The sequence below is a fragment of the Acinetobacter cumulans genome, from assembly GCF_003024525.3.
GTDB classification, from domain to species: Bacteria; Pseudomonadota; Gammaproteobacteria; order Pseudomonadales; family Moraxellaceae; genus Acinetobacter; species Acinetobacter cumulans.
Genome location: NZ_CP035934.2, coordinates 727,569 through 745,519 on the forward strand (window position 1 = coordinate 727,569; position 17,951 = coordinate 745,519).

Genomic DNA, 17,951 nt, shown 5'->3' on the forward strand with positions numbered 1-17,951 from the left:
CTGGATTAATCTAAACGAATCCAAGTTTGGTTACGGCCTAAGACCGATACGCCAATACTTGCGCGGATGGTTAAGCGTTTACCAGTGCTATTTAAGCGAATTTTAGCGTCGTACATTTTTCCAGAAAGTGGGTCAATAATACGGCCTTTTTCATAATTATTGGTGCCTTTAATATGCTTTAAACCTTTAATGATTTCCATACCTAAAATTGGCTGATTCGTATATGGGGCAGGGCATTTGTTGCAGGTTTTTTGCGGTGTATAGCCTGGGCGTGGTGTAACTTTAATAATTTTACCCGTGTAACTATTATTGTCATCTTGTTGAATTGAGATAATTGCCTTTGCAGCCCCTGATTTATCATCAATTTGTTGCCAAATACCAGAGATATCTTCTGCAAAGGAATGTCCTGCAAAACACAAGGTACTAACAGCAAGCAAAATACTTTTCAACATGATCGTCCAAACCCCTAAAAAAGCTTTTCAATATGCGGGCCTATGTTATAAAGTTTACTAGAATAGTCAACTTTATTTTTTAAAAAATGATCAATATAAAGTAGAAAAACCGCCTTGTGGCGGTTTTTGATAGGTCTGAAAAACTAGTCTTGACGAAGCCATGTTTGGCTACGGCCTAGGGCTGAAACACCCATATAGCCACGAAGCGTTAGGCGTTTACCATTGCCATTAATACGGACTTTTGCATCATAAACTTTGCCTGAAAGTGGGTCGATCACGCGACCTTTTTCATAGTTTTCTGTACCATCTACATGCTTTAACCCAGTTAGGATATCCATGCCTAAAATAGGTTGATTCGTATAGGGTGCAGGACAGTTATTACAGGTTTTTTGAGGAGTATAACCTGGGCGTGGGGTCACCTTAATAATTTTACCTGTAAACGTACCATTGTTTTCTTTGCGAATTTCAATCAATGCTTTTGGGGAACCTGACTTATCATCAATTTGTTGCCAAAGGCCAGATAAGTCTTGAGCAGCAACAGAGCCTGCCATGAACACACCCATCAAAAGTGTTGTAAGTTTGAGCTTTTTCATCATGCTATCCTTTTTATGATTTTGAGCTTATAGAGCAAAGAAACTAAGCAATTATTCTTGGCGAATCCACATTTGTGTACGGCCAATTGCTGATATTCCAATATAGCCACGTAAGTGCAAGCGTTTGCCATTTGACATTAACTTGCCTTTTAGGCTGTACATTTTCCCGGATAAAGGATCAAGAATTTTTCCTTCATCGTAGTTGTTTTCGTCCACCAATTTGAGGCCTTTAAATACTTCTAAGCCTAAAATAGGTTGGTCTGTATAGGGTTGTGGGCAATTTACACATTTTTCTCGTGGCGTATAACCTGGTCGAGGTGTGATCTTGATAATCTTTCCACTAAAAGACCCGTTTGTATCTTTTTTAATTTCAATGAGTGCTTTAGGTGAACCTGTTTTATCGTCAATTTGTTTCCAAACCCCAGTGAGGTCCTGAGCAAAACCCGATGTACTTAAAAAGAGTAAACCGATGAGAGATGCCCATTTGGTATTTTTATGCATCGTTCTTCTTCCTAGTTATTAAACTGTTCAATCTTTGAACTTAGTTTCATGTTAGGTAAGAATCTCTTGACGTGCAACTAGCTTTTGATAAAAAACTTCATAAAAAATGAATTTTGCCAAGAAAAATGTGACGAAATTCATATTTTATTTTGACTAATTGTTAGTCTTGGCGAATCCATGTTTGACTGCGACCTAATGCAGAGACCCCAACATAGCCACGTAGTGTTAAACGTTTACCATTTGGGCTTAATTTTGCCTTGGTGCTATAAATTTTTCCTGAAAGCGGATCTAAAATTTGGCCACGATCAAAGTTATTGTCTGTACTCTCACGTAAGCCTGTGAGGACATCTAAACCCAAAATAGGTTTATTGGTATAAGGCGCAGGGCAACCTACACACGTTTCTTTTGGGGTATAGCCTGCACGTGGTGTGATACGAATAACTTTGGCTGTGTACGTCCCGTTATTGGCTTTACGGATTTCTAAAAGTGCTTTAGGTGAACCTGTTTTATCATCAATATTTTGCCACAGACCAGTTAAATCGTTGGCAAAGGCAAGGCTAGAGAGTGAGCTAAGGACTAGTGCTGACATCAATTTACGCATGAATAAAAGCTCCTATTTATCTATTAATTCATTCACTTATTTAATTATAAGTGGAATAAACGAATGGAACAATGAGGGAAAAATGATCACTCAGTCATATTTTTTGTAGCATTAAAATGAAAGATGGCAGCCAAATTGCAGTGAATACTGCATTAACAGCCATACCAAAGGCTGCATAGCGACCAGCAATGCTTCCTCGTTGCCATGCCTGCGCTGTTCCAATGGCATGGGCAGCTAGCCCAAGTGCAAGGCCAGAGGCGCGTTCATCGTTAATGTGCCTGAGGATAAATGGTGAAAATGCAGCACCAATCACACCAGATAAAATGACAATTAAAATAGCTAAACTGACTGGCGCTTGAAGCAAGGTTGCAATATTGATAGCAATAGGGGTCGTCACTGCTCGTGTTGCAAAGGCCATGATGGTGGCATCGGATAAGTGCAAGAGATAGGCAAGTCCCATTGGCAGGGCGACAGCACTAATACTGGCAAAAATAAGAATGCTGACAATTCCCTTTAGTGGGAGGTCATCATAGCGCATGGCAGCCAGTGGTATCGCCAATGCAACAGTTACATAGCCCAGTAAATGATTAAACAACGGGTTTACTTGTGCCATATATTGCTCATAAGGAATGCCAAATACAGCAAGAAGCACAATGACAAAACACATTGCAATCACAATCACAGGAATTTGTGGTAGGACTTTATTGATGGGTTTCGCGCAGATATAAGCAATAAAGGTTAATACGAAGGCAAGGAGGATGGTCAGCATAAATTTCTCCTATAGCCACGTTTTAGAGATTTTGGCATACACCCAAAGCGGGATGAGCGTGCTAACAACTAATACGGTTAAAAATAGCGGAATTTCTTTGCCCATGTGCATGAGCATGAGCAAAGAACCTGCACTAATGGGTAAGAAAGCAAAGGCGCTTTCTTTCATGATTTTATTGTTGGTATCAATCATGCGTGCTGGCAGATGCTTGAACTTACGCCATAATAACAGCACGGCCAGTAAGCTCAGCAGACCTACTAAGTTTCCAAGTTCTGGATGGTTAAATTGCCCCATGAGCCAGACCGCACCTTCACGAAAAATAATAATCAGTGCAACAGTGCCGACCCATGCTTTCCAATCGAGTGTTTTAATCCAATCCATTCTTGATCTTTCATTAAAATTTGATTTCTTTTGTTTTAACTGATTTGATCATCGATTTCAAATTCTTCTAGGGGACGTTGAAACTGCTGAGCACGTTCACCTAAGATTTCTTCAAGCGGTAAATGCGCTTGTTTAATCAATTGTTCAAGTTTATGTGGCGCCATAATGACATGTAATTTTAAGTTGCCATGATCATCATAATGTTCGGATTGAATGACATTGAGGGCATAAAACTGCGTGCGTAATTTGCCATAGGCTGGTTTTAGCGAGAGCTCAAAGCTTTGCATATTTCCCATTAAGCATTCATGCACAGCTTGGCGTAAATAATTGAGTCCTTGCGAGGTATGCGCAGATACATAGACACGCTCAGGTTGGTGTGGACGGTGATAAACAATTTTCGCTTGTTCACCTGATTGATCAATTTTATTGTAAACGCGTAATACAGGCACATCTGCACCAATTTCACGGAGGACTTTTTCTACTGCTTCAATTTGCTCAAGCATATCTGGGTTACTCGAGTCGATGACGTGCAGTAATAAACTGGCTTCGACTGTTTCCTCAAGCGTTGCCTTAAATGATTCAACCAATGAATGCGATAAGTTACGTACAAAACCAACCGTATCTGCCAAGACTAAGTTACCAATTCCGTCCCAGGTTAAACGGCGTAAGGTTGGGTCGAGTGTGGCAAATAGCTGGTCAGCTGCGTAGACATCACTGCCTGCTAAGATATTAAACAGTGTGGATTTTCCTGCGTTGGTATAACCCACTAAAGATACCGTTGGTACAGCGGCTTTTTTACGCGCAATACGACCTTGTATACGGGTTTGGCGGACTTTTTCAATGCGCTCTTTGAGTTGACCCATACGGATTCGAAGCAAACGGCGGTCTGTTTCAAGTACAGTTTCGCCTGGGCCTCTTAGACCAATACCGCCTTTTTGGTTGTCTAAATTGCCACGACTGCGGATTAGGCGTGAAGCCATGTGTTGTAACTGCGCCAATTCGACCTGTAACTTACCTTCATAGGTACGTGCGCGTTGTGCAAAAATGTCTAGGATCAGTTCAGTCCGATCTACGACACGGCAATGCATGATTTTTTCAAGATTACGTGCTTGGGCAGGCGTGAGCGCATGGTCAAAAATGACTAGATCTGCCTCAAGTGCTTGAACTACTTCGGCAATTTCTTCGGCTTTACCTGAACCAATAAACAGCTTGGCATCTGGCTTAATACGTGAGGCATGAATATGTTGCAGAATCTCGGCACCAGCCGATTGCGCAAGTAGATGAAACTCTTCAGCATCGAGATCATCCAGCATTTGTACTGCTACACTGACCAAAATAACGCGATCGCCACTGTGCTGTTTATTCAAATGATTCACCCAGCCAATAATTTATAGATTAAACAGCTATTTTAGGCGAAAACTCAGGTGCCGAGCAAAGTACTACTTTAAAATACCCACGAAAAAAGTAAGGCAAAGCTCAGCATAAAACCAATATAGAGCAATGAAAGGCCACCAATCATCGCTAAAGCGGTGTGTTTTGACAGTTGTTCTGATTGAAGGTCGAGCTTGTGCATGAGAATTTGGATCTATTAGTTCAATAGTATTTTATTAATTGAATTGTTTATTCGATGAAAATGGGAAAAAGAAATCACAGTTTTCGGTTTTTATGATCAATGTAAAATTTCAACACGCAGTATAGTATGATGCGTGAAAGGCATTTTATGTCACGAAATACAATATTTTTAACAGCGATCATTTTATGACTCAACCTGTAGTACATCCACAAACAAACTCTAAAGGCGTCTCCCGATTTGTGCTTTATGTTCGAAAAGTCGTGGCCATGGTCGTTGCTGTAAGTGCAGGGTTTTATTTGGTGTTTCGTCACCGTTTATATAAAGATCCGAACAATCCTAAAAATACCCGTTATGTGCAGTACTTTTGTCGCAAACTGTGTAAGGTGTTTAACATTGATGTGAAGGTACATGGTGAAATACCGCGTGAACCTGCACTGTGGGTGAGTAATCATATTTCTTGGCTAGATATTGCTGTTTTGGGATCAGGTGCACGGGTGTTCTTTTTGGCCAAAGCAGAAATTGAGTCTTGGCCTTTATTGGGCAAGTTAGCGAAGGGTGGTGGGACTTTATTTATTAAACGTGGCTCAGGTGATTCCATGCGAATTCGTGAGCAAATGACTGATTTCTTAAAACAAGACAGTCCCGTATTATTTTTTCCAGAAGCCACCACAACAGATGGTACTCGAATTAAAAAGGTACATGGTCGCTTATTAGGTGCAGCCATTGAGGCCAAAAAACCTGTACAAATTTGCTTAATTTGCTATGTCAATCAGAAAGGTGAGCTGGATATGGTGGCACCATTTATTGATGATATGACCTTTGCACAGCATGTACAAAATGTGCTTGAAATGCCAGAAGTTACAGCACATCTGATGAGTTTGCCTGCCATTGATTCGACAGGGCATACAGTAGATAGCTTAACAGCTGAAGTACAACAGAAGATGAACGAAGGATTGATCGAGTTACAAGCCAAAGTTCTTCGTAAACCTGTTGTCATCGCTTAAGAATACTGATGTTCTTGCCAAGAAAGCTTACATAAAGCCTTCGATGGGTAACCATGCAATCATTTTCATGCCTGCACGTTGCCACCATTTCATGCGCGGTTCTTTTTTATAGGTTCGAGTTTGCTCGTTGGCCAGCTTAATTTTCCAGTTAATATTTTGGTTGGCATCTAAGACTAATTTATAGGCAAATTTACTTAAGTTTTCATCCATGGTTTTGTGTACTGCTTTGGCCAATTGTGGGCTATACAGCAAGACGCCAATTTCGGTATTGAGATAAGCCGAACGCGGGTCGAAGTTAAATGAACCAATAAAGACTTGTTTTTCATCTAGTGCCATCAGTTTGGCATGTAAACTTGAACGACTCAGACCTTTAATGCTGACTTTGGCTTTCTTGGCCAATTCATCAGTATTGGCATTTAAGTTTTCAATATTTGGATTGGCTAAAAATTCATACAATTGCACATCATTTTTGAGCAAGTCTTCGCGATATTTGGCATAAAATGCATGTACAACAGGAACGTCATTGGCCTTAAATGAGTTGGTGAGAATCCGTACTTTTGTACCATGTGATGCAAAATCTGCGAGTTGTTTTGCGCCTTTTTTTTCAGGGACAAAATATGCAGAAACAATATCAATGCTTTCATTTGGATGATCTAAATGATTCAGCAATTGAAAGTTTAGATGTTCTTCTTTTTTTGCTTTGGCTTTAATTTTACTCGGTGAGTCTTTGACTACTTCGGCTTTAACCCAGTCCAGTTGAATACTGTTGTTGAGCCAATTGTCAAAGGCATGGGAGCGATTGGCCAAGTTTAAATAGTTTTGTACTGTTACTTCTTGATCATGCTTTTCTAATTGTTGTTTCAGTTCAGGAAAGCGTAAAGTGTAATGGCGTGGATTGACCAATTGCTTTACCGGGAAAGCGTAATCGTCGTTCCAGTATTCATCAAAAGAATGCACAATTTCATCAGATGCAGAACCCACCAACATCACATCTACATCAGAAAATTGATAGTTATCACTGACATTGTAATATTGATTACTCATATTACGGCCACCAATTAAAGCGATTTGGTTATCTGCAATAAAGCTTTTGTTGTGCATACGACGGTTGATGCGTTTTAAATCGAGCAACATATCCATTGCGCGATAATGTCGAAAGCGATAGGGGTTATACAATTTGACGTCAATATTGGTGTGCTGATCAAGCGCAAGATAAATGCCTTCCATTTTCTTGGCATTATTATCGTCAATTAATAAACGAACTTTTACCCCACGATCTGCCGCTTGAATAATCGAATGCAGGGCCATTGAGCCAATTTTGTCATTGTCCCAAATGTAATATTGTAGATCGAGCGTTTTTTCGGCTTTATTGATGAGCTCTAATCGGGCTGCAAGTGCTTCAAGCGGGTCATATAAGACGTGATAACCCGTTAAACCCGGCTTAGCATCGCGTAATGGGGTAATAATTTTGCCTAAGGTAGTTTGTTCTGTGGGTGTACTAAAACCGTACTCAACAGGTTGCTGGACTTGCTTGGGTAATGTTGTACATGCAGGAATACCTAAACATAAGCTCACACTGAGTAAGACCGCTGTTTTTTTTGTTGGACGCGATGTTTGAGTGGGGGCTAAGTGCTGAGCTTTGGGCTGGGCATTCGTCATATAGTAAGCTAATTTCAAAATTAGATTTGAGTATAGTGGCGAGCTATGAAAAGATAAATATAGTGACTAAGAAAACTGATCGATTAACTGATAGAGCAGATATATGTGGGATATGAATTCCGTGGTGATTTATTTTTATATAGCAATGGGACTCTTGGCTATTTGGGCCATCTCTCAGGCATGGCTGAGCCAATCACGAACGGAAACCATACATCCTTTTAAGGCCTTTGTTCACCTATTGGCTTTTTATTGCTCCTATTTATTAATTCCGCTGTTTTTCTTTAGCTTTTATGCGGGATGGAGTGGTTATTACGCCGTACATGAAGCTATTTTTATTGCCTTCATTACGGGGCTATTATGCTATGCACGTTTTATTGAGCCACATTGTATACAGGTAAAAACCCTTAAATATCAGCTTCACGAAGACCGTAAAATGCTGAAGCCTGTCAAAATTGCACTCATTGCAGATTTACATATTGGGTTGTTTTCGGGCCATGAACGTCAGTTAAAGCAAATTGTTGAAAAATTAAATGAACAAAAGCCCGATTTAGTGGTGGTTGCAGGCGATTGGACTTATGAGCCTGAAAATAAATTGGCTGAAGAATTGGCTGTGCTACAGCAAATTGATGCACCTGTTTATTCAGTCAATGGTAATCATGATGAGCAATATCCTGGACCACCGATACAAGAATTGCTAAATCGTGCCTTAAGCCAAAACAACGTAATGGATATTGAAGGGCAGGTGGTTGAGTTTAATGAATTTCGTTTAATTGGCATTGGTGATTTATGGGCAGGTAAAGCCGATATGCGCTTTATGCCACAGTTACCGCAAGATAAACCGTGGATTATTTTATCGCATAATCCAGATACGGTAGATATGGTACCTGAACTTCCAACACGTCCATTAATGCTGTCGGGGCATACACATGGTGGCCAAGTGGAATTGCCATGGCTGACCGATTATGTGATGAAAAAAGTTTCGATATTAGGCCATAAAAAAGGCTTATATCAGCATGAACATGCAGATGTGTTTGTGACCGTAGGCACAGGGATGGTGGGGGTGCCATTTCGTTTTCGTGTGCCACCAACCATCGATATTATTGAGTTGATTTAATACAGCTCTTGTGAAGAGATTCGTAGATTCTTTATATTAGAGCAGTGCTGGCTAAAAATGATAAAAGCAATATCATTATGATTGAAAACACATTGTGATGCGAATAGTGCAAATGTAGTTTTGGCACAAGATCATTTTAATTACTTGAGAATAATTATATGTCAGAATTTTATAAAGAAGTGGGTACCTTATTTGGCTTGGATGAGCAACAAGCTGAGCATTTAAATCTAGGATTGGTACAACTTGCACAAGAGTTTAATCGTGCGTCTGAAGTGAGTGATCAGGCGTTTTCTGCACAGTTTTACCAAAAATTTGAGCAATTAGCATTGACCAGTGGTATTCAAGAAGATGAGATCGAAGCTTTGGTGAATGTGCTGTATTTTAATGATGTGCACCAGCAGGTCGTGACCTATATTGTGCCGAGTTATTATAATTCGGGTGGTGATCCAGAGCAGTTTGCGGATACTTACCAACTGATGATGGATGACTTGCAGCAAGAGCTGGAAGATTAATCTTGATATTGAATAATTGCTTGGTTTGCACAGCGCTAGAGTGAAATAAAAACGCCAGCATCATTGCTGGCGTTTTTATATGCATGACAAGACTTAGATTTGGTTGTTTACGTCATCATTTTTCGTTTCACGGATCAGCAAGAATGCGATCAATGAAAGAATAGACGCGGCAGTAAGGTAGTAACCTACAGCATATAAACCATAACCTGTCGCAAGTTTAGTTGCGATTAATGGCGCGAAAGATGCACCAAAAATACCTGCCAAGTTAAAAGTAAGTGCAGAACCAGTATAACGTACTGAAGTCGGGAATATTTCAGACAATACTGTACCAATTGGGCCGTAAGTTAAGCCCATAATGGCTAAACCAATACACAAGAATAAGAACACAATAGCTGTGCTACCAGACTCAAGTAAGCTAGAGAACATGAGGCCAAAGATTGCTGAAACTACACATACAGCAATTGAAGTGGTTTTTCGACCGAATTTTTCGGCAAAAACTGCTGACAATGGAATGAATGCCGCAAAGCAAAGCGTTGCAACCAATTGGAGTTTAAGGAACTCTTCACGTGTATAACCGAGTTGAGTTGTTCCCCATTGCAAAGCAAATACTGTAGTTAGGTAGAACACAACGAAAGTACAGATGGCTGCAATTGTACCTAAAATGAGCATGCCCCAATGCTTGGTTATCACTTCTTTAAACGGAATATTAACTTCTTTTTGTTTGTTTAAAACATTTTGGAACGCAGGCGTTTCATGAAGTTTTAAACGAATCCAAAGACCCATAATCACTAGCAATGCGCTAGAGATAAATGGAATACGCCAGCCCCATTGCATGAAGTCGGCTTCAGACATGAAGTGACCTAATGTGAGGAATGAACCTGTTGCAAGAATAAAGCCGATAGGAGCTCCGAGTTGAGGGAACATACCATACCAAGCTCGTTTGCCTTCAGGTGCATTTTCTGTTGCTAGAAGGACTGCACCAGACCATTCGCCACCTAAACCTAAACCTTGACCTAAACGGCACAGTGCCAATAACAACGGCGCAAAAATACCAATTTGTGCATAGGTTGGGAGTAAGCCAATACAAACGGTGGAAAGCCCCATGGTCAGCAAGGCTGCGACCAAGGTGGCCTTACGACCAATTCGGTCGCCTAAATGGCCAAAGAGTGCTGCGCCAATCGGGCGAGCAATGAAGGCAATTGCAAACGTAGCCAAAGACTGAATCGTCGCCGTCATCGGATCTGTACTTGCAGGGAAGAACAAATGCGGGAAAATAATAACGGCAGCCGTTGCGTAGATATAGAAATCAAAAAATTCGATTGTGGTACCTACAAGGCTGGCTGTAAGTACACGAAATTTTGAATTGGTTGCTGGCGCTTGCGCAGCAGAATTTGTTGACGCCATGATAGACCTTACACTTACTAAAAATAAAAAAAACTTAGTTTTAAAAGCGTAATCTTTTTAAAAAAGGCGTAATTTCTTAAAAAAACAACAGCAATCTTCTCTGTTCAACTCGCTCAGGGTCGCTGAAATGAAGAAAGAGATGATTAAATCACGTACAGGTAGATGGACAGGAAGTGTGATCCTGCACCTAACAATACAAAAATATGCCAGATAGCGTGGGTATATCTTACTCTTTTTAATGCATAAAACAATGCGCCTACGGTGTAAGAAAGCCCACCAATGATTAAAAAGGTTAAAGCTTGAGCGCTTAAAAAGTGTTTCATATCATCAATGACCAATAAAGCCAGCCAGCCCATAGCCAAATAAGCAAAGAGTGAGACTTTTTGGAAAGAGTTAATGAATATTAACTTGAATAGTGTACCTACTATAGCGATGACCCACAGAGCAATTAATAAGTAGTGTGCTTTAGTGGTGGGAATAGCAATGGCTAAAAATGGGGTATAGGTTCCTGCGATTAAATAATAAATAGCCGTATGGTCGAGTTTTTTATAAAAATAGCGTCGATCGGCAGTGGTCGACATGTGATAAAGCATAGACGCAGAAAATAATAACACCATGCTCAAGGCATAAACGCATAGTCCGAACCATTGCCATGCAGGCAAATAGGCCCCTTTAATGACCAATAAAATACCAGCAATAAGGGCTAAAACTGCACCTACACCATGGCTGAGATAATTAATTCGTTCTTCAAGCGGGTCATAATCTGGAATCAGTGGAGCGTTGTTTATCATTTAATGTCGCCCAATATTTAAAATATACAGATGTATAATAATTGAAATTTGCATTTGTCGTAAGAAGATTTAAACTTTAGCTGCAATTATTTTTAGGTTTAAAGTATGTCCGCTTCGGCTTCTCTCTTTTCACAGGAACAGCAACTCCTTGATGTATTTCAGCAAGCGATTGATAAGCATCAATTTGAGCGCTTGATCCTGAGTCAATACAAGGGTGAACTTGAGCAGCTTGAAAAATTGACCTTAAGAGTCATTTCACTACAGCAGCAACCTATGCTGAGTATTTTATACCGATATAAAACTCAAGATGTCACTAAAAATTATCCTTTAAGTGAAGCTTTGGATATTGTGCGTGAGTTATTACTGTGTTGTAAGCAGGCCAATTTATTTACTGCCACTGAAGAATTACAGCTGAAGAAAAACAAGAAAAAAGCCATGCTCACCGTCACTCAGCATAAGGTTGTCGCTAAGTCTAGGGCTGAACAGCAAGGCCATGACCGTGTTAAGCACCGTTATGTTGATCAGGACAGTTTATTTTTGCAACCGCTGGGCATTACAGATGCCAAAGCGCAAATCGTTCCAAGCATGGCTCGCAAATGGAAACAGATTAATAAGTTTGTTGAGATCTGTGCGGGGGCAGTAGAACAAATTCAGCAGCCTGATCGGCCTTTGCATATTGTCGACTTTGGTTCAGGTAAAGGTTATTTAACCTTTGCGCTGTATGACTATTTGGCAAAGCATCAGCAAACGCCTTTTGTGACAGGTGTTGAACTGAATCCGAAAATGGTTGAGTTTTGTCAAAATGTATCTGCTCAGGCAGGTTTTGAGCAGCTCGGTTTTTTCCAAGGTGATGTACGTACATACGAGCCAGAACGCTTGGATGTGATGATTGCCTTACATGCGTGTGATGTCGCGACGGATTTTGCGATTCATACGGGCATTCGTTTAAATGCGCAGATGATTATGTGCGCGCCGTGTTGTCATAAAGAATTGCGTCCACAACTGACTGCGCCAAAAGTACTTTCACCGATGTTACAGTTTGGTATTCATGCAGGGCAACAGGCGGAAATGCTGACCGATACGATTCGGGCTTTATTGTTGAAAGCCTATGGTTATGAAACTAAAGTGTTTGAGTTTGTGGCCTTGGAGCATACCAGTAAGAACAAAATGATTTTGGCGGTTAAGCGTCAAGATTATAGTGAGCCAGATCAGGCTGTATTAGCACAAATACAAGCATTGAAAGAGATGTATGGGATTCAAAAGCATTCATTAGAATTGCTCTTGAATGATCAGTGGGACCAGCAAGATATTGGCTGTAAATGCTGAGAAAACGTGATGTCTAACTTCAAAATTTTGTCTGGTGGATGGAGTGAATTGCAATCCGCAGTGGGGCCTGTGCGTGAAGCAGTTTTTATTCGAGAACAACAGATTGCTCCAGCTGATGAGTGGGATGCACAAGACTTGGTAAGTCTGCATTTTGCAGTCATGGATGGTGAAGCGTGTATTGCGACTGCGCGATTACTGGAAAATCACAGTATTGGCCGTGTAGCAGTGCTGTCTTCATCTCGTGGCAAAGGCATAGGCAAATTGTTGATGCTTGCTGTGATTGAGGTTGCAAAAAAACAGGGCAGACCTTTTGTTAAGTTGTCATCTCAAGTTCATGCGATTGAGTTTTATGTAGGGCTTGGCTTTAAGGTACAAGGTGAGGAATATCTCGATTGCGGTATTCCGCATATAGACATGCGACTCGAACTGGAATAAAGATGAAAATCATCACTTGGAATTGCAATGGCGCTTTTCGTAAAAAGGTTGAGGCTATTTTGCAATTTCAAGCAGATATTTATGTCATTCAAGAATGTGAAAGTCCTGAACAGGCGAATGGCTTGTATCAGCGTTATTTTTCAGATTTTCTTTGGAAAGGTGAAAATAAAAATAAAGGACTAGGGATCTTTGTTCGCGCAGGTATAAAGCTTAAAGCACTGCATTTACCTGATGAAAATCTTGAGCTTTTTTTGCCTGTGTTACTCAATGATAAAGTACAGTTACTTGCAGTTTGGGCGAAACAAGCCAATTCTCCGACCTTTCAATATATTGGCCAGATTTGGAAGTATTTGCAGCTTAACTTGGCGCAACTCGATGAGACGGTACTGATCTGCGGGGATTTCAATAGCAATTCAAAATGGGATGTTTGGGACCGCTGGTGGAATCATTCAGATGTGGTCAGCATGCTGGAAAAACAAAATATCTTTAGTATTTATCATCGCGCCTTGGCCGAACAACAAGGCCATGAAAGTCAGCCGACCTTCTTTCTTCAGCGCAATCCACTTAAGGCTTATCATATCGATTATATTTTTGCATCCGATCAATATTGGAATTTAAAAAATGTAAAGTTGAGGATAGGTGATGCCCAAGATTGGCTGAGCCAAAGTGATCATTTGCCTCTGTGTTGTGATATCAATCCATTTACCAAAACATGCTTGTGAACATCTTTTAAAACTTAGATTAGCATTTGAAGTGCAACACCATGTTGTTGCCATAATACCTGACTCGGACTTTTAAAGCCGAGTCTTTTTCTTGGCCGATGATTCAAGCGTTGAGTGATTTCTGAAATATATTCATCCGTATAGTCATTTAAATCACTGCCTTTTCTAATATATTGCCTGATTAAACCATTGGTATTTTCATTTGTACCACGTTGCCAAGCACTGTAAGGATCAGCGAAATACCACTCTATCCCTAATTCTCTAGCAGTATGCTCATGCAAGCTGAACTCCTTGCCATTATCTGCTGTCATTGTTTTTAGCTGATCTTTAACTGGATTCAATAAGCTGATTGTGGCTTGGCAAACTTCCTCTGCCTTGCGTGAACTACACTTTTTCAGCCAAAGATAACCCGTCTTCCTGTCTACAATCGAGACCAATGATTGCTGATGGTTCTTGCCTACAATCGTATCTATTTCCAGATCACCAAAGCGAGTCCGAAGCTCTATCTCTATAGGTCGATAATGAATGCTTTTACGATTGATCAGCTGACCACGGGTTTCAGGAGAGCCATATTTTCTCTTTCTTTGATTTCTGAAACGCAGGTTGTGAAAGAGTGTCCCACCCTTGCTTTTATCCTGTTGTATGAAGCGGTAGATGGAATGCAGACTAACTGAAACATGAGAAGCGATTTGCTCGGGACTCCATTGAATATCAAGATAAGAGATGACACGCATCCAAAGCTCATTAGGAATTGTTTTAGGGTTTGAACAATGCCGTCGTCGAGCCAATTTATGGGCATGTTGAGCGAAATAGCCATTTCTCGCTTTATTACGCAGAATTTCCCTAGAAATTGTTGAGGGAGAGCGATTTAAACGCAAAGCGATATAACGTTTGGAAAAACCTTCACGTAACAAGGTATAAATCTGATATCTTTCTTCTTGAGTAAGATGAGTATAGTTCATGATGCAACTTTGACTTTGGTCGGTCGGAAGCATAATGCTAACTCATCTTGCTTTCTTCCAATACATTAATCTCTGTTGCACTTCATTTGAGAATCTAAGAAATAAAAAAAGCGCTGATATCAGCGCTTTTTTAAATACAGGAGATCAATGGCCGTGAGCGGTTTCTGAAGATGCTCCATGCGACATGCCGTTCATATTTGCATGCTCACTTTCGCTCATATTCATATCTTCAGCAGTTTGATTGCGCGCAGCTTCACGTGCTTGTTTTTGCTGCTGTGCTTCAGCCATTTGTTCCTGAGACATCGCAGGCGCATTTTTAAAAGCATGCTGCTGGGTATTGTCTTTCTTTTGCTGGCTTGGCATGTAATCTGGTTCATTGCTGACAGCAAGCCAGAAAAAGCCCATGAACAAGGCACCCAAAATACAGGAAATAATGAGTGCTTTCCAACCCCAAGGTGATTTTTCAGGAGATGTAGAATCGGTCATGATTGGATTCCAATAATCAAATAATCAACGAGATGTTATCTTATAACATGGAATGGCTGAATTAGGGATGATTATCTAGGAAAGTCATGATTATTTTAAGGTTTTTATTTATCCAAAATGAGCGAGCTGTTGAAGCAGTAGATTTAGACCTTTTTATGCATTTGTTTTCATTCAATATGCTTCATCTATGATCTATCGTCCTCACAAGATCCAATTTTTTCCTCTGCAATTTCAATCCATTCAGCCTTTAACATGCTTTAGTGTGGTGACATAAAATAAAAAAGGAGCACTTGGCTCCTTTTTTAAATATGAAACGGATGGCTTAGATCAATTCACCCTTTGCTACTTTATCCTTCAGCAATTGTGGCGCTTTAAAGCGTTCGCCGTATTTTGCTTCTAGTGTATTGGCACGTAATAGCGCTTTTTCCAATCCATATTGATTTAAGAATTGCAAAGCGCCACCTGTCCAAGGGGCAAAGCCGATACCGAAAATTGATCCGACATTGCCATCAATTGTTGACTCAAGCACGCCTTCTTCTAGGCAGCGTAAGGTATCGAGGGATTGTACAAACAGGAAGCGGTCAATCATTTCCTGTTCAGAAATATTGCTATCCTTTTGCCATTTGCTTAAGCCATCCCAGAGATGCTTTTTACCGCCTTCAGGATATTCATAAAAACCTGCACCAGCTGCTTTACCTTTACGTCCGAACTCATGAATCATCGTTTGAATAACGTCATCCGCACCTGAGCGAGGCAAGTCTTTGCCTTCAGCTTGTAAGGCTTTACGTGTTTCATTTGCAACATGCTCAGATAACGTTAAAGACACTTCATCTTGAATGGCCAATGGACCTACAGGCATGCCGGCTTTCAGCGCAGCCATTTCAATGCGGGCAGGGTGCACACCTTCAGACAGCAGACGTAAACCTTCTTGTACAAAAGTGCCAAAGACACGGCTGGTAAAGAACCCGCGACTGTCATTGACTACAATTGGTGTTTTGCCAATTTGCTGTACATAGTCATAGGCTTTGGCTAAGGTTTCAGCCGAGGTGTTTTTACCTTTAATAATTTCGACCAATTGCATTTTGTCGACAGGACTAAAGAAATGCAGACCGATAAATTTAGCTTGATCTTGGGATGCCTGTGCCAAGCCTGAAATTGGCAAAGTAGAGGTATTTGATGCAAAAATGCCGCTATCTGCCAGATAGGCTTCGGCTTCTTGTGTCACTTTGGCTTTGAGTTCGACATTTTCAAATACCGCTTCAATGATTAAGTCACAGCCTTGTAGGTCGGTAGCATCTGCAGTGGCATGAATCAGTCCTAAAACTTGATCACGTTTTTCTGCACTTAAACGGCCTTGAGATACTTTTTTATCCAGCAGTTTTTGGCTATAGGCTTTGCCTTTTTCAGCAGCTTCTACAGAAACATCCTTGAGTACAACAGCAATGCCTTTTGATGCTGTGGCATAAGCAATGCCTGCACCCATCATGCCTGCGCCTAAAATGCCGACTTTGGTGGCTTGCCATTTCACGACGTCTTTTGGACGGCTTGCACCTGACTTGATGGCGTTGAGACCATGCCAGAAGGTGCCGATCATATTTTTAGAAATTTGGCCGGTTGCAAGGTAAGTAAAGTAACGTGATTCAATGGTGAGCGCCGTATCGACATCCACCTGAGCGCCTTCAACAGCAGCCGACATAATGGCTTCAGGCGCAGGGTAACAGCCCTTGGTTTTGTCACGCAGCATAGCAGGGGCAATGGCGAGCATTTGCGCCACAGCAGGTGTGGATGGCGTACCGCCCGGAATTTTATAGCCTTTTACATCATAAGGCTGTTGTGATTTTGGATTGGCTTTGACCCAAGTAATAGCTTTGTCCATCAAGTCTTCAAGGCTATCTGCAGTGTCTTGAATGAGCCCCAATGATTTGGCTTTTTCGACACCAATTTGTTTGCCTTCCATTAAGAGTGGAAATGCATTTTGCAAACCCAATAAACGTACCATGCGTACAATACCGCCACCGCCCGGCAGTAAGCCTAAGGTCACTTCAGGCAAGCCAAACTTTGCCTTAGCATCATTGAGTGCAATACGATAATGACAGCCAAGAGCTAACTCCCAGCCACCGCCAAGCGCTGTGCCATTTAAAGCGGCCACAACTGGAATGCCACGGGTTTCGATATAACGAAGTTTGGCTTTCATCTCTTCAATCATATTGAAGAATTCAGTTGCATGCTCAGGTGTAGCTTGAATCAGTTCATCTAAATCACCGCCGGCGAAGAAGGTTTTTTTGTTCGAGCGGAAAATGATCCCTGCGATGTTTTCGTCAGCTTGCAGTTTGTCTACTGTTTCAGCCAGTGCAGCACGGAAATCTGCATTCATGGTGTTGGCAGATTGGTTTGGAGAATCTAAAGTTAAAATGACGATATTGTCGGCATTTTTTTCAAATTGAATTGCGCTCATAAATTTTATCCAAATATTTTTATGACTTTGCTAGTGATTTTTGAGATTTAAATTATTCATCGTCACTACGGAGTCTTTCCAAATTTATTCATTACTGTTATTTCATTTCAGCTAAAGCGGTGCTTTAGCTTCATTCAGGTTCGACCTACCTTGCGAAATATATTTCTCATTCGGCAAAAGTAGGCAAAACCATTTGTTATCCACAAAACCT

The 17,951-nt window shown here is 40.8% G+C and carries 19 protein-coding genes; 6 read left to right on the forward strand and 13 right to left on the reverse strand.

Annotated elements, in window-relative coordinates; genetic code table 11:
• Nucleotides 1-5: 5 nt before the first annotated feature.
• The 7 genes from C9E88_RS03475 to hflX all read right to left on the reverse strand — a co-directional run bounded on the left by C9E88_RS03475 (nt 6) and on the right by hflX (nt 4,610).
• The gene (locus C9E88_RS03475; RefSeq protein ID WP_106986574.1) at nt 6-452 is read right to left on the reverse strand and encodes a DUF2147 domain-containing protein; all 447 of its coding nucleotides are present in this window, start codon (nt 450-452) and stop codon (nt 6-8) included.
• 143 nt (nt 453-595) lie between these two features.
• Nucleotides 596-1,048: a DUF2147 domain-containing protein gene (locus C9E88_RS03480; RefSeq protein ID WP_410159315.1), complete on the reverse strand. Its 453-nt coding sequence runs from the start codon at nt 1,046-1,048 to the stop codon at nt 596-598.
• Nucleotides 1,049-1,096: 48 nt separating this feature from the next.
• The gene (locus C9E88_RS03485; protein ID WP_106986576.1) at nt 1,097-1,546 is read right to left on the reverse strand and encodes a DUF2147 domain-containing protein; all 450 of its coding nucleotides are present in this window, start codon (nt 1,544-1,546) and stop codon (nt 1,097-1,099) included.
• A gap of 160 nt (nt 1,547-1,706) precedes the next feature.
• On the reverse strand, nt 1,707-2,147 hold the full coding sequence (locus tag C9E88_RS03490) for a DUF2147 domain-containing protein (protein WP_106986577.1): 441 nt from the start codon (nt 2,145-2,147) through the stop codon (nt 1,707-1,709).
• Nucleotides 2,148-2,241: 94 nt separating this feature from the next.
• Entirely contained in the window at nt 2,242-2,916 is a 675-nt protein-coding gene (locus C9E88_RS03495) for an LrgB family protein (RefSeq protein ID WP_106986578.1), read from the reverse strand.
• 9 nt (nt 2,917-2,925) lie between these two features.
• Nucleotides 2,926-3,297 carry a hypothetical protein gene (locus C9E88_RS03500; RefSeq protein WP_106986579.1) on the reverse strand — a complete coding sequence of 124 codons (372 nt, stop codon included), beginning with the start codon at nt 3,295-3,297 and terminating at the stop codon, nt 2,926-2,928.
• Between the two features lie 35 nt (nt 3,298-3,332).
• The gene (hflX, locus tag C9E88_RS03505) at nt 3,333-4,610 is read right to left on the reverse strand and encodes a ribosome rescue GTPase HflX (RefSeq protein WP_264766854.1); all 1,278 of its coding nucleotides are present in this window, start codon (nt 4,608-4,610) and stop codon (nt 3,333-3,335) included.
• Nucleotides 4,611-5,055: 445 nt separating this feature from the next.
• Here hflX and C9E88_RS03510 point away from each other — a divergent pair, with 445 nt between their 5' ends.
• Nucleotides 5,056-5,874 carry a lysophospholipid acyltransferase family protein gene (locus tag C9E88_RS03510; RefSeq protein WP_106986581.1) on the forward strand — a complete coding sequence of 273 codons (819 nt, stop codon included), beginning with the start codon at nt 5,056-5,058 and terminating at the stop codon, nt 5,872-5,874.
• Between the two features lie 27 nt (nt 5,875-5,901).
• On the opposite strand, the gene C9E88_RS03515 is transcribed toward C9E88_RS03510, so the two are convergent.
• Nucleotides 5,902-7,533 carry a phospholipase D-like domain-containing protein gene (locus tag C9E88_RS03515; protein WP_106986582.1) on the reverse strand — a complete coding sequence of 544 codons (1,632 nt, stop codon included), beginning with the start codon at nt 7,531-7,533 and terminating at the stop codon, nt 5,902-5,904.
• A gap of 103 nt (nt 7,534-7,636) precedes the next feature.
• On the opposite strand from C9E88_RS03515, the gene C9E88_RS03520 reads away from it, so the two are divergent.
• Together C9E88_RS03520 and C9E88_RS03525 are read left to right on the forward strand one after the other, a co-directional pair.
• Nucleotides 7,637-8,647, forward strand: coding sequence for a metallophosphoesterase (locus C9E88_RS03520; protein ID WP_106986583.1), 1,011 nt, complete (start codon nt 7,637-7,639; stop codon nt 8,645-8,647).
• A 158-nt stretch (nt 8,648-8,805) separates the two neighbouring features.
• Nucleotides 8,806-9,159 (forward strand): hypothetical protein, encoded by a 354-nt coding sequence (locus C9E88_RS03525; protein WP_106986584.1) that lies wholly within the window; start codon nt 8,806-8,808, stop codon nt 9,157-9,159.
• A 93-nt stretch (nt 9,160-9,252) separates the two neighbouring features.
• Here the strand turns inward: C9E88_RS03525 and C9E88_RS03530 are convergent, their stop codons facing one another.
• Together C9E88_RS03530 and trhA are read right to left on the reverse strand one after the other, a co-directional pair.
• Complete coding sequence (locus tag C9E88_RS03530) at nt 9,253-10,563, reverse strand: MFS transporter (RefSeq protein WP_106986585.1); 1,311 nt, start codon at nt 10,561-10,563, stop codon at nt 9,253-9,255.
• 143 nt (nt 10,564-10,706) lie between these two features.
• On the reverse strand, nt 10,707-11,351 hold the full coding sequence (trhA, locus tag C9E88_RS03535; RefSeq protein ID WP_171356287.1) for a PAQR family membrane homeostasis protein TrhA: 645 nt from the start codon (nt 11,349-11,351) through the stop codon (nt 10,707-10,709).
• A 108-nt stretch (nt 11,352-11,459) separates the two neighbouring features.
• On the opposite strand from trhA, the gene C9E88_RS03540 reads away from it, so the two are divergent.
• Genes C9E88_RS03540 through C9E88_RS03550 form a run of 3 tightly spaced genes read left to right on the forward strand, consistent with a single transcriptional unit; the run spans nt 11,460 to nt 13,837 of the window.
• Entirely contained in the window at nt 11,460-12,680 is a 1,221-nt protein-coding gene (locus C9E88_RS03540) for a class I SAM-dependent methyltransferase (protein ID WP_106986587.1), read from the forward strand.
• A gap of 9 nt (nt 12,681-12,689) precedes the next feature.
• The gene (locus tag C9E88_RS03545; RefSeq protein ID WP_106986588.1) at nt 12,690-13,115 is read left to right on the forward strand and encodes a GNAT family N-acetyltransferase; all 426 of its coding nucleotides are present in this window, start codon (nt 12,690-12,692) and stop codon (nt 13,113-13,115) included.
• A gap of 2 nt (nt 13,116-13,117) precedes the next feature.
• Nucleotides 13,118-13,837 (forward strand): endonuclease/exonuclease/phosphatase family protein, encoded by a 720-nt coding sequence (locus C9E88_RS03550; RefSeq protein WP_106986589.1) that lies wholly within the window; start codon nt 13,118-13,120, stop codon nt 13,835-13,837.
• A 14-nt stretch (nt 13,838-13,851) separates the two neighbouring features.
• Here the strand turns inward: C9E88_RS03550 and C9E88_RS03555 are convergent, their stop codons facing one another.
• From C9E88_RS03555 to C9E88_RS03565, 3 genes are all read right to left on the reverse strand, one after another.
• The gene (locus C9E88_RS03555) at nt 13,852-14,799 is read right to left on the reverse strand and encodes an IS30 family transposase (RefSeq protein WP_162368824.1); all 948 of its coding nucleotides are present in this window, start codon (nt 14,797-14,799) and stop codon (nt 13,852-13,854) included.
• 144 nt (nt 14,800-14,943) lie between these two features.
• Entirely contained in the window at nt 14,944-15,285 is a 342-nt protein-coding gene (locus C9E88_RS03560) for a hypothetical protein (RefSeq protein WP_106985932.1), read from the reverse strand.
• 322 nt (nt 15,286-15,607) lie between these two features.
• The gene (locus C9E88_RS03565) at nt 15,608-17,740 is read right to left on the reverse strand and encodes a 3-hydroxyacyl-CoA dehydrogenase NAD-binding domain-containing protein (RefSeq protein WP_106985933.1); all 2,133 of its coding nucleotides are present in this window, start codon (nt 17,738-17,740) and stop codon (nt 15,608-15,610) included.
• Nucleotides 17,741-17,951 lie beyond the last annotated feature (211 nt).

What these genes read in the sequence shown, in the direction of transcription:
- C9E88_RS03475 (WP_106986574.1), bottom strand. Translation starts at nt 452, where the DNA reads ATGTTGAAAAGTATTTTGCTTGCTGTTAGTACCTTGTGTTTTGCAGGA.
- C9E88_RS03480 (WP_410159315.1), bottom strand. Translation starts at nt 1,048, where the DNA reads ATGATGAAAAAGCTCAAACTTACAACACTTTTGATGGGTGTGTTCATG.
- C9E88_RS03485 (WP_106986576.1), bottom strand. Translation starts at nt 1,546, where the DNA reads ATGCATAAAAATACCAAATGGGCATCTCTCATCGGTTTACTCTTTTTA.
- C9E88_RS03490 (WP_106986577.1), bottom strand. Translation starts at nt 2,147, where the DNA reads ATGCGTAAATTGATGTCAGCACTAGTCCTTAGCTCACTCTCTAGCCTT.
- C9E88_RS03495 (WP_106986578.1), bottom strand. Translation starts at nt 2,916, where the DNA reads ATGCTGACCATCCTCCTTGCCTTCGTATTAACCTTTATTGCTTATATC.
- C9E88_RS03500 (WP_106986579.1), bottom strand. Translation starts at nt 3,297, where the DNA reads ATGGATTGGATTAAAACACTCGATTGGAAAGCATGGGTCGGCACTGTT.
- hflX (WP_264766854.1), bottom strand. Translation starts at nt 4,610, where the DNA reads ATGCTGGATGATCTCGATGCTGAAGAGTTTCATCTACTTGCGCAATCG.
- C9E88_RS03510 (WP_106986581.1), top strand. Translation starts at nt 5,056, where the DNA reads ATGACTCAACCTGTAGTACATCCACAAACAAACTCTAAAGGCGTCTCC.
- C9E88_RS03515 (WP_106986582.1), bottom strand. Translation starts at nt 7,533, where the DNA reads ATGACGAATGCCCAGCCCAAAGCTCAGCACTTAGCCCCCACTCAAACA.
- C9E88_RS03520 (WP_106986583.1), top strand. Translation starts at nt 7,637, where the DNA reads ATGTGGGATATGAATTCCGTGGTGATTTATTTTTATATAGCAATGGGA.
- C9E88_RS03525 (WP_106986584.1), top strand. Translation starts at nt 8,806, where the DNA reads ATGTCAGAATTTTATAAAGAAGTGGGTACCTTATTTGGCTTGGATGAG.
- C9E88_RS03530 (WP_106986585.1), bottom strand. Translation starts at nt 10,563, where the DNA reads ATGGCGTCAACAAATTCTGCTGCGCAAGCGCCAGCAACCAATTCAAAA.
- C9E88_RS03540 (WP_106986587.1), top strand. Translation starts at nt 11,460, where the DNA reads ATGTCCGCTTCGGCTTCTCTCTTTTCACAGGAACAGCAACTCCTTGAT.
- C9E88_RS03545 (WP_106986588.1), top strand. Translation starts at nt 12,690, where the DNA reads ATGTCTAACTTCAAAATTTTGTCTGGTGGATGGAGTGAATTGCAATCC.
- C9E88_RS03550 (WP_106986589.1), top strand. Translation starts at nt 13,118, where the DNA reads ATGAAAATCATCACTTGGAATTGCAATGGCGCTTTTCGTAAAAAGGTT.
- C9E88_RS03555 (WP_162368824.1), bottom strand. Translation starts at nt 14,799, where the DNA reads ATGAACTATACTCATCTTACTCAAGAAGAAAGATATCAGATTTATACC.
- C9E88_RS03560 (WP_106985932.1), bottom strand. Translation starts at nt 15,285, where the DNA reads ATGACCGATTCTACATCTCCTGAAAAATCACCTTGGGGTTGGAAAGCA.
- C9E88_RS03565 (WP_106985933.1), bottom strand. Translation starts at nt 17,740, where the DNA reads ATGAGCGCAATTCAATTTGAAAAAAATGCCGACAATATCGTCATTTTA.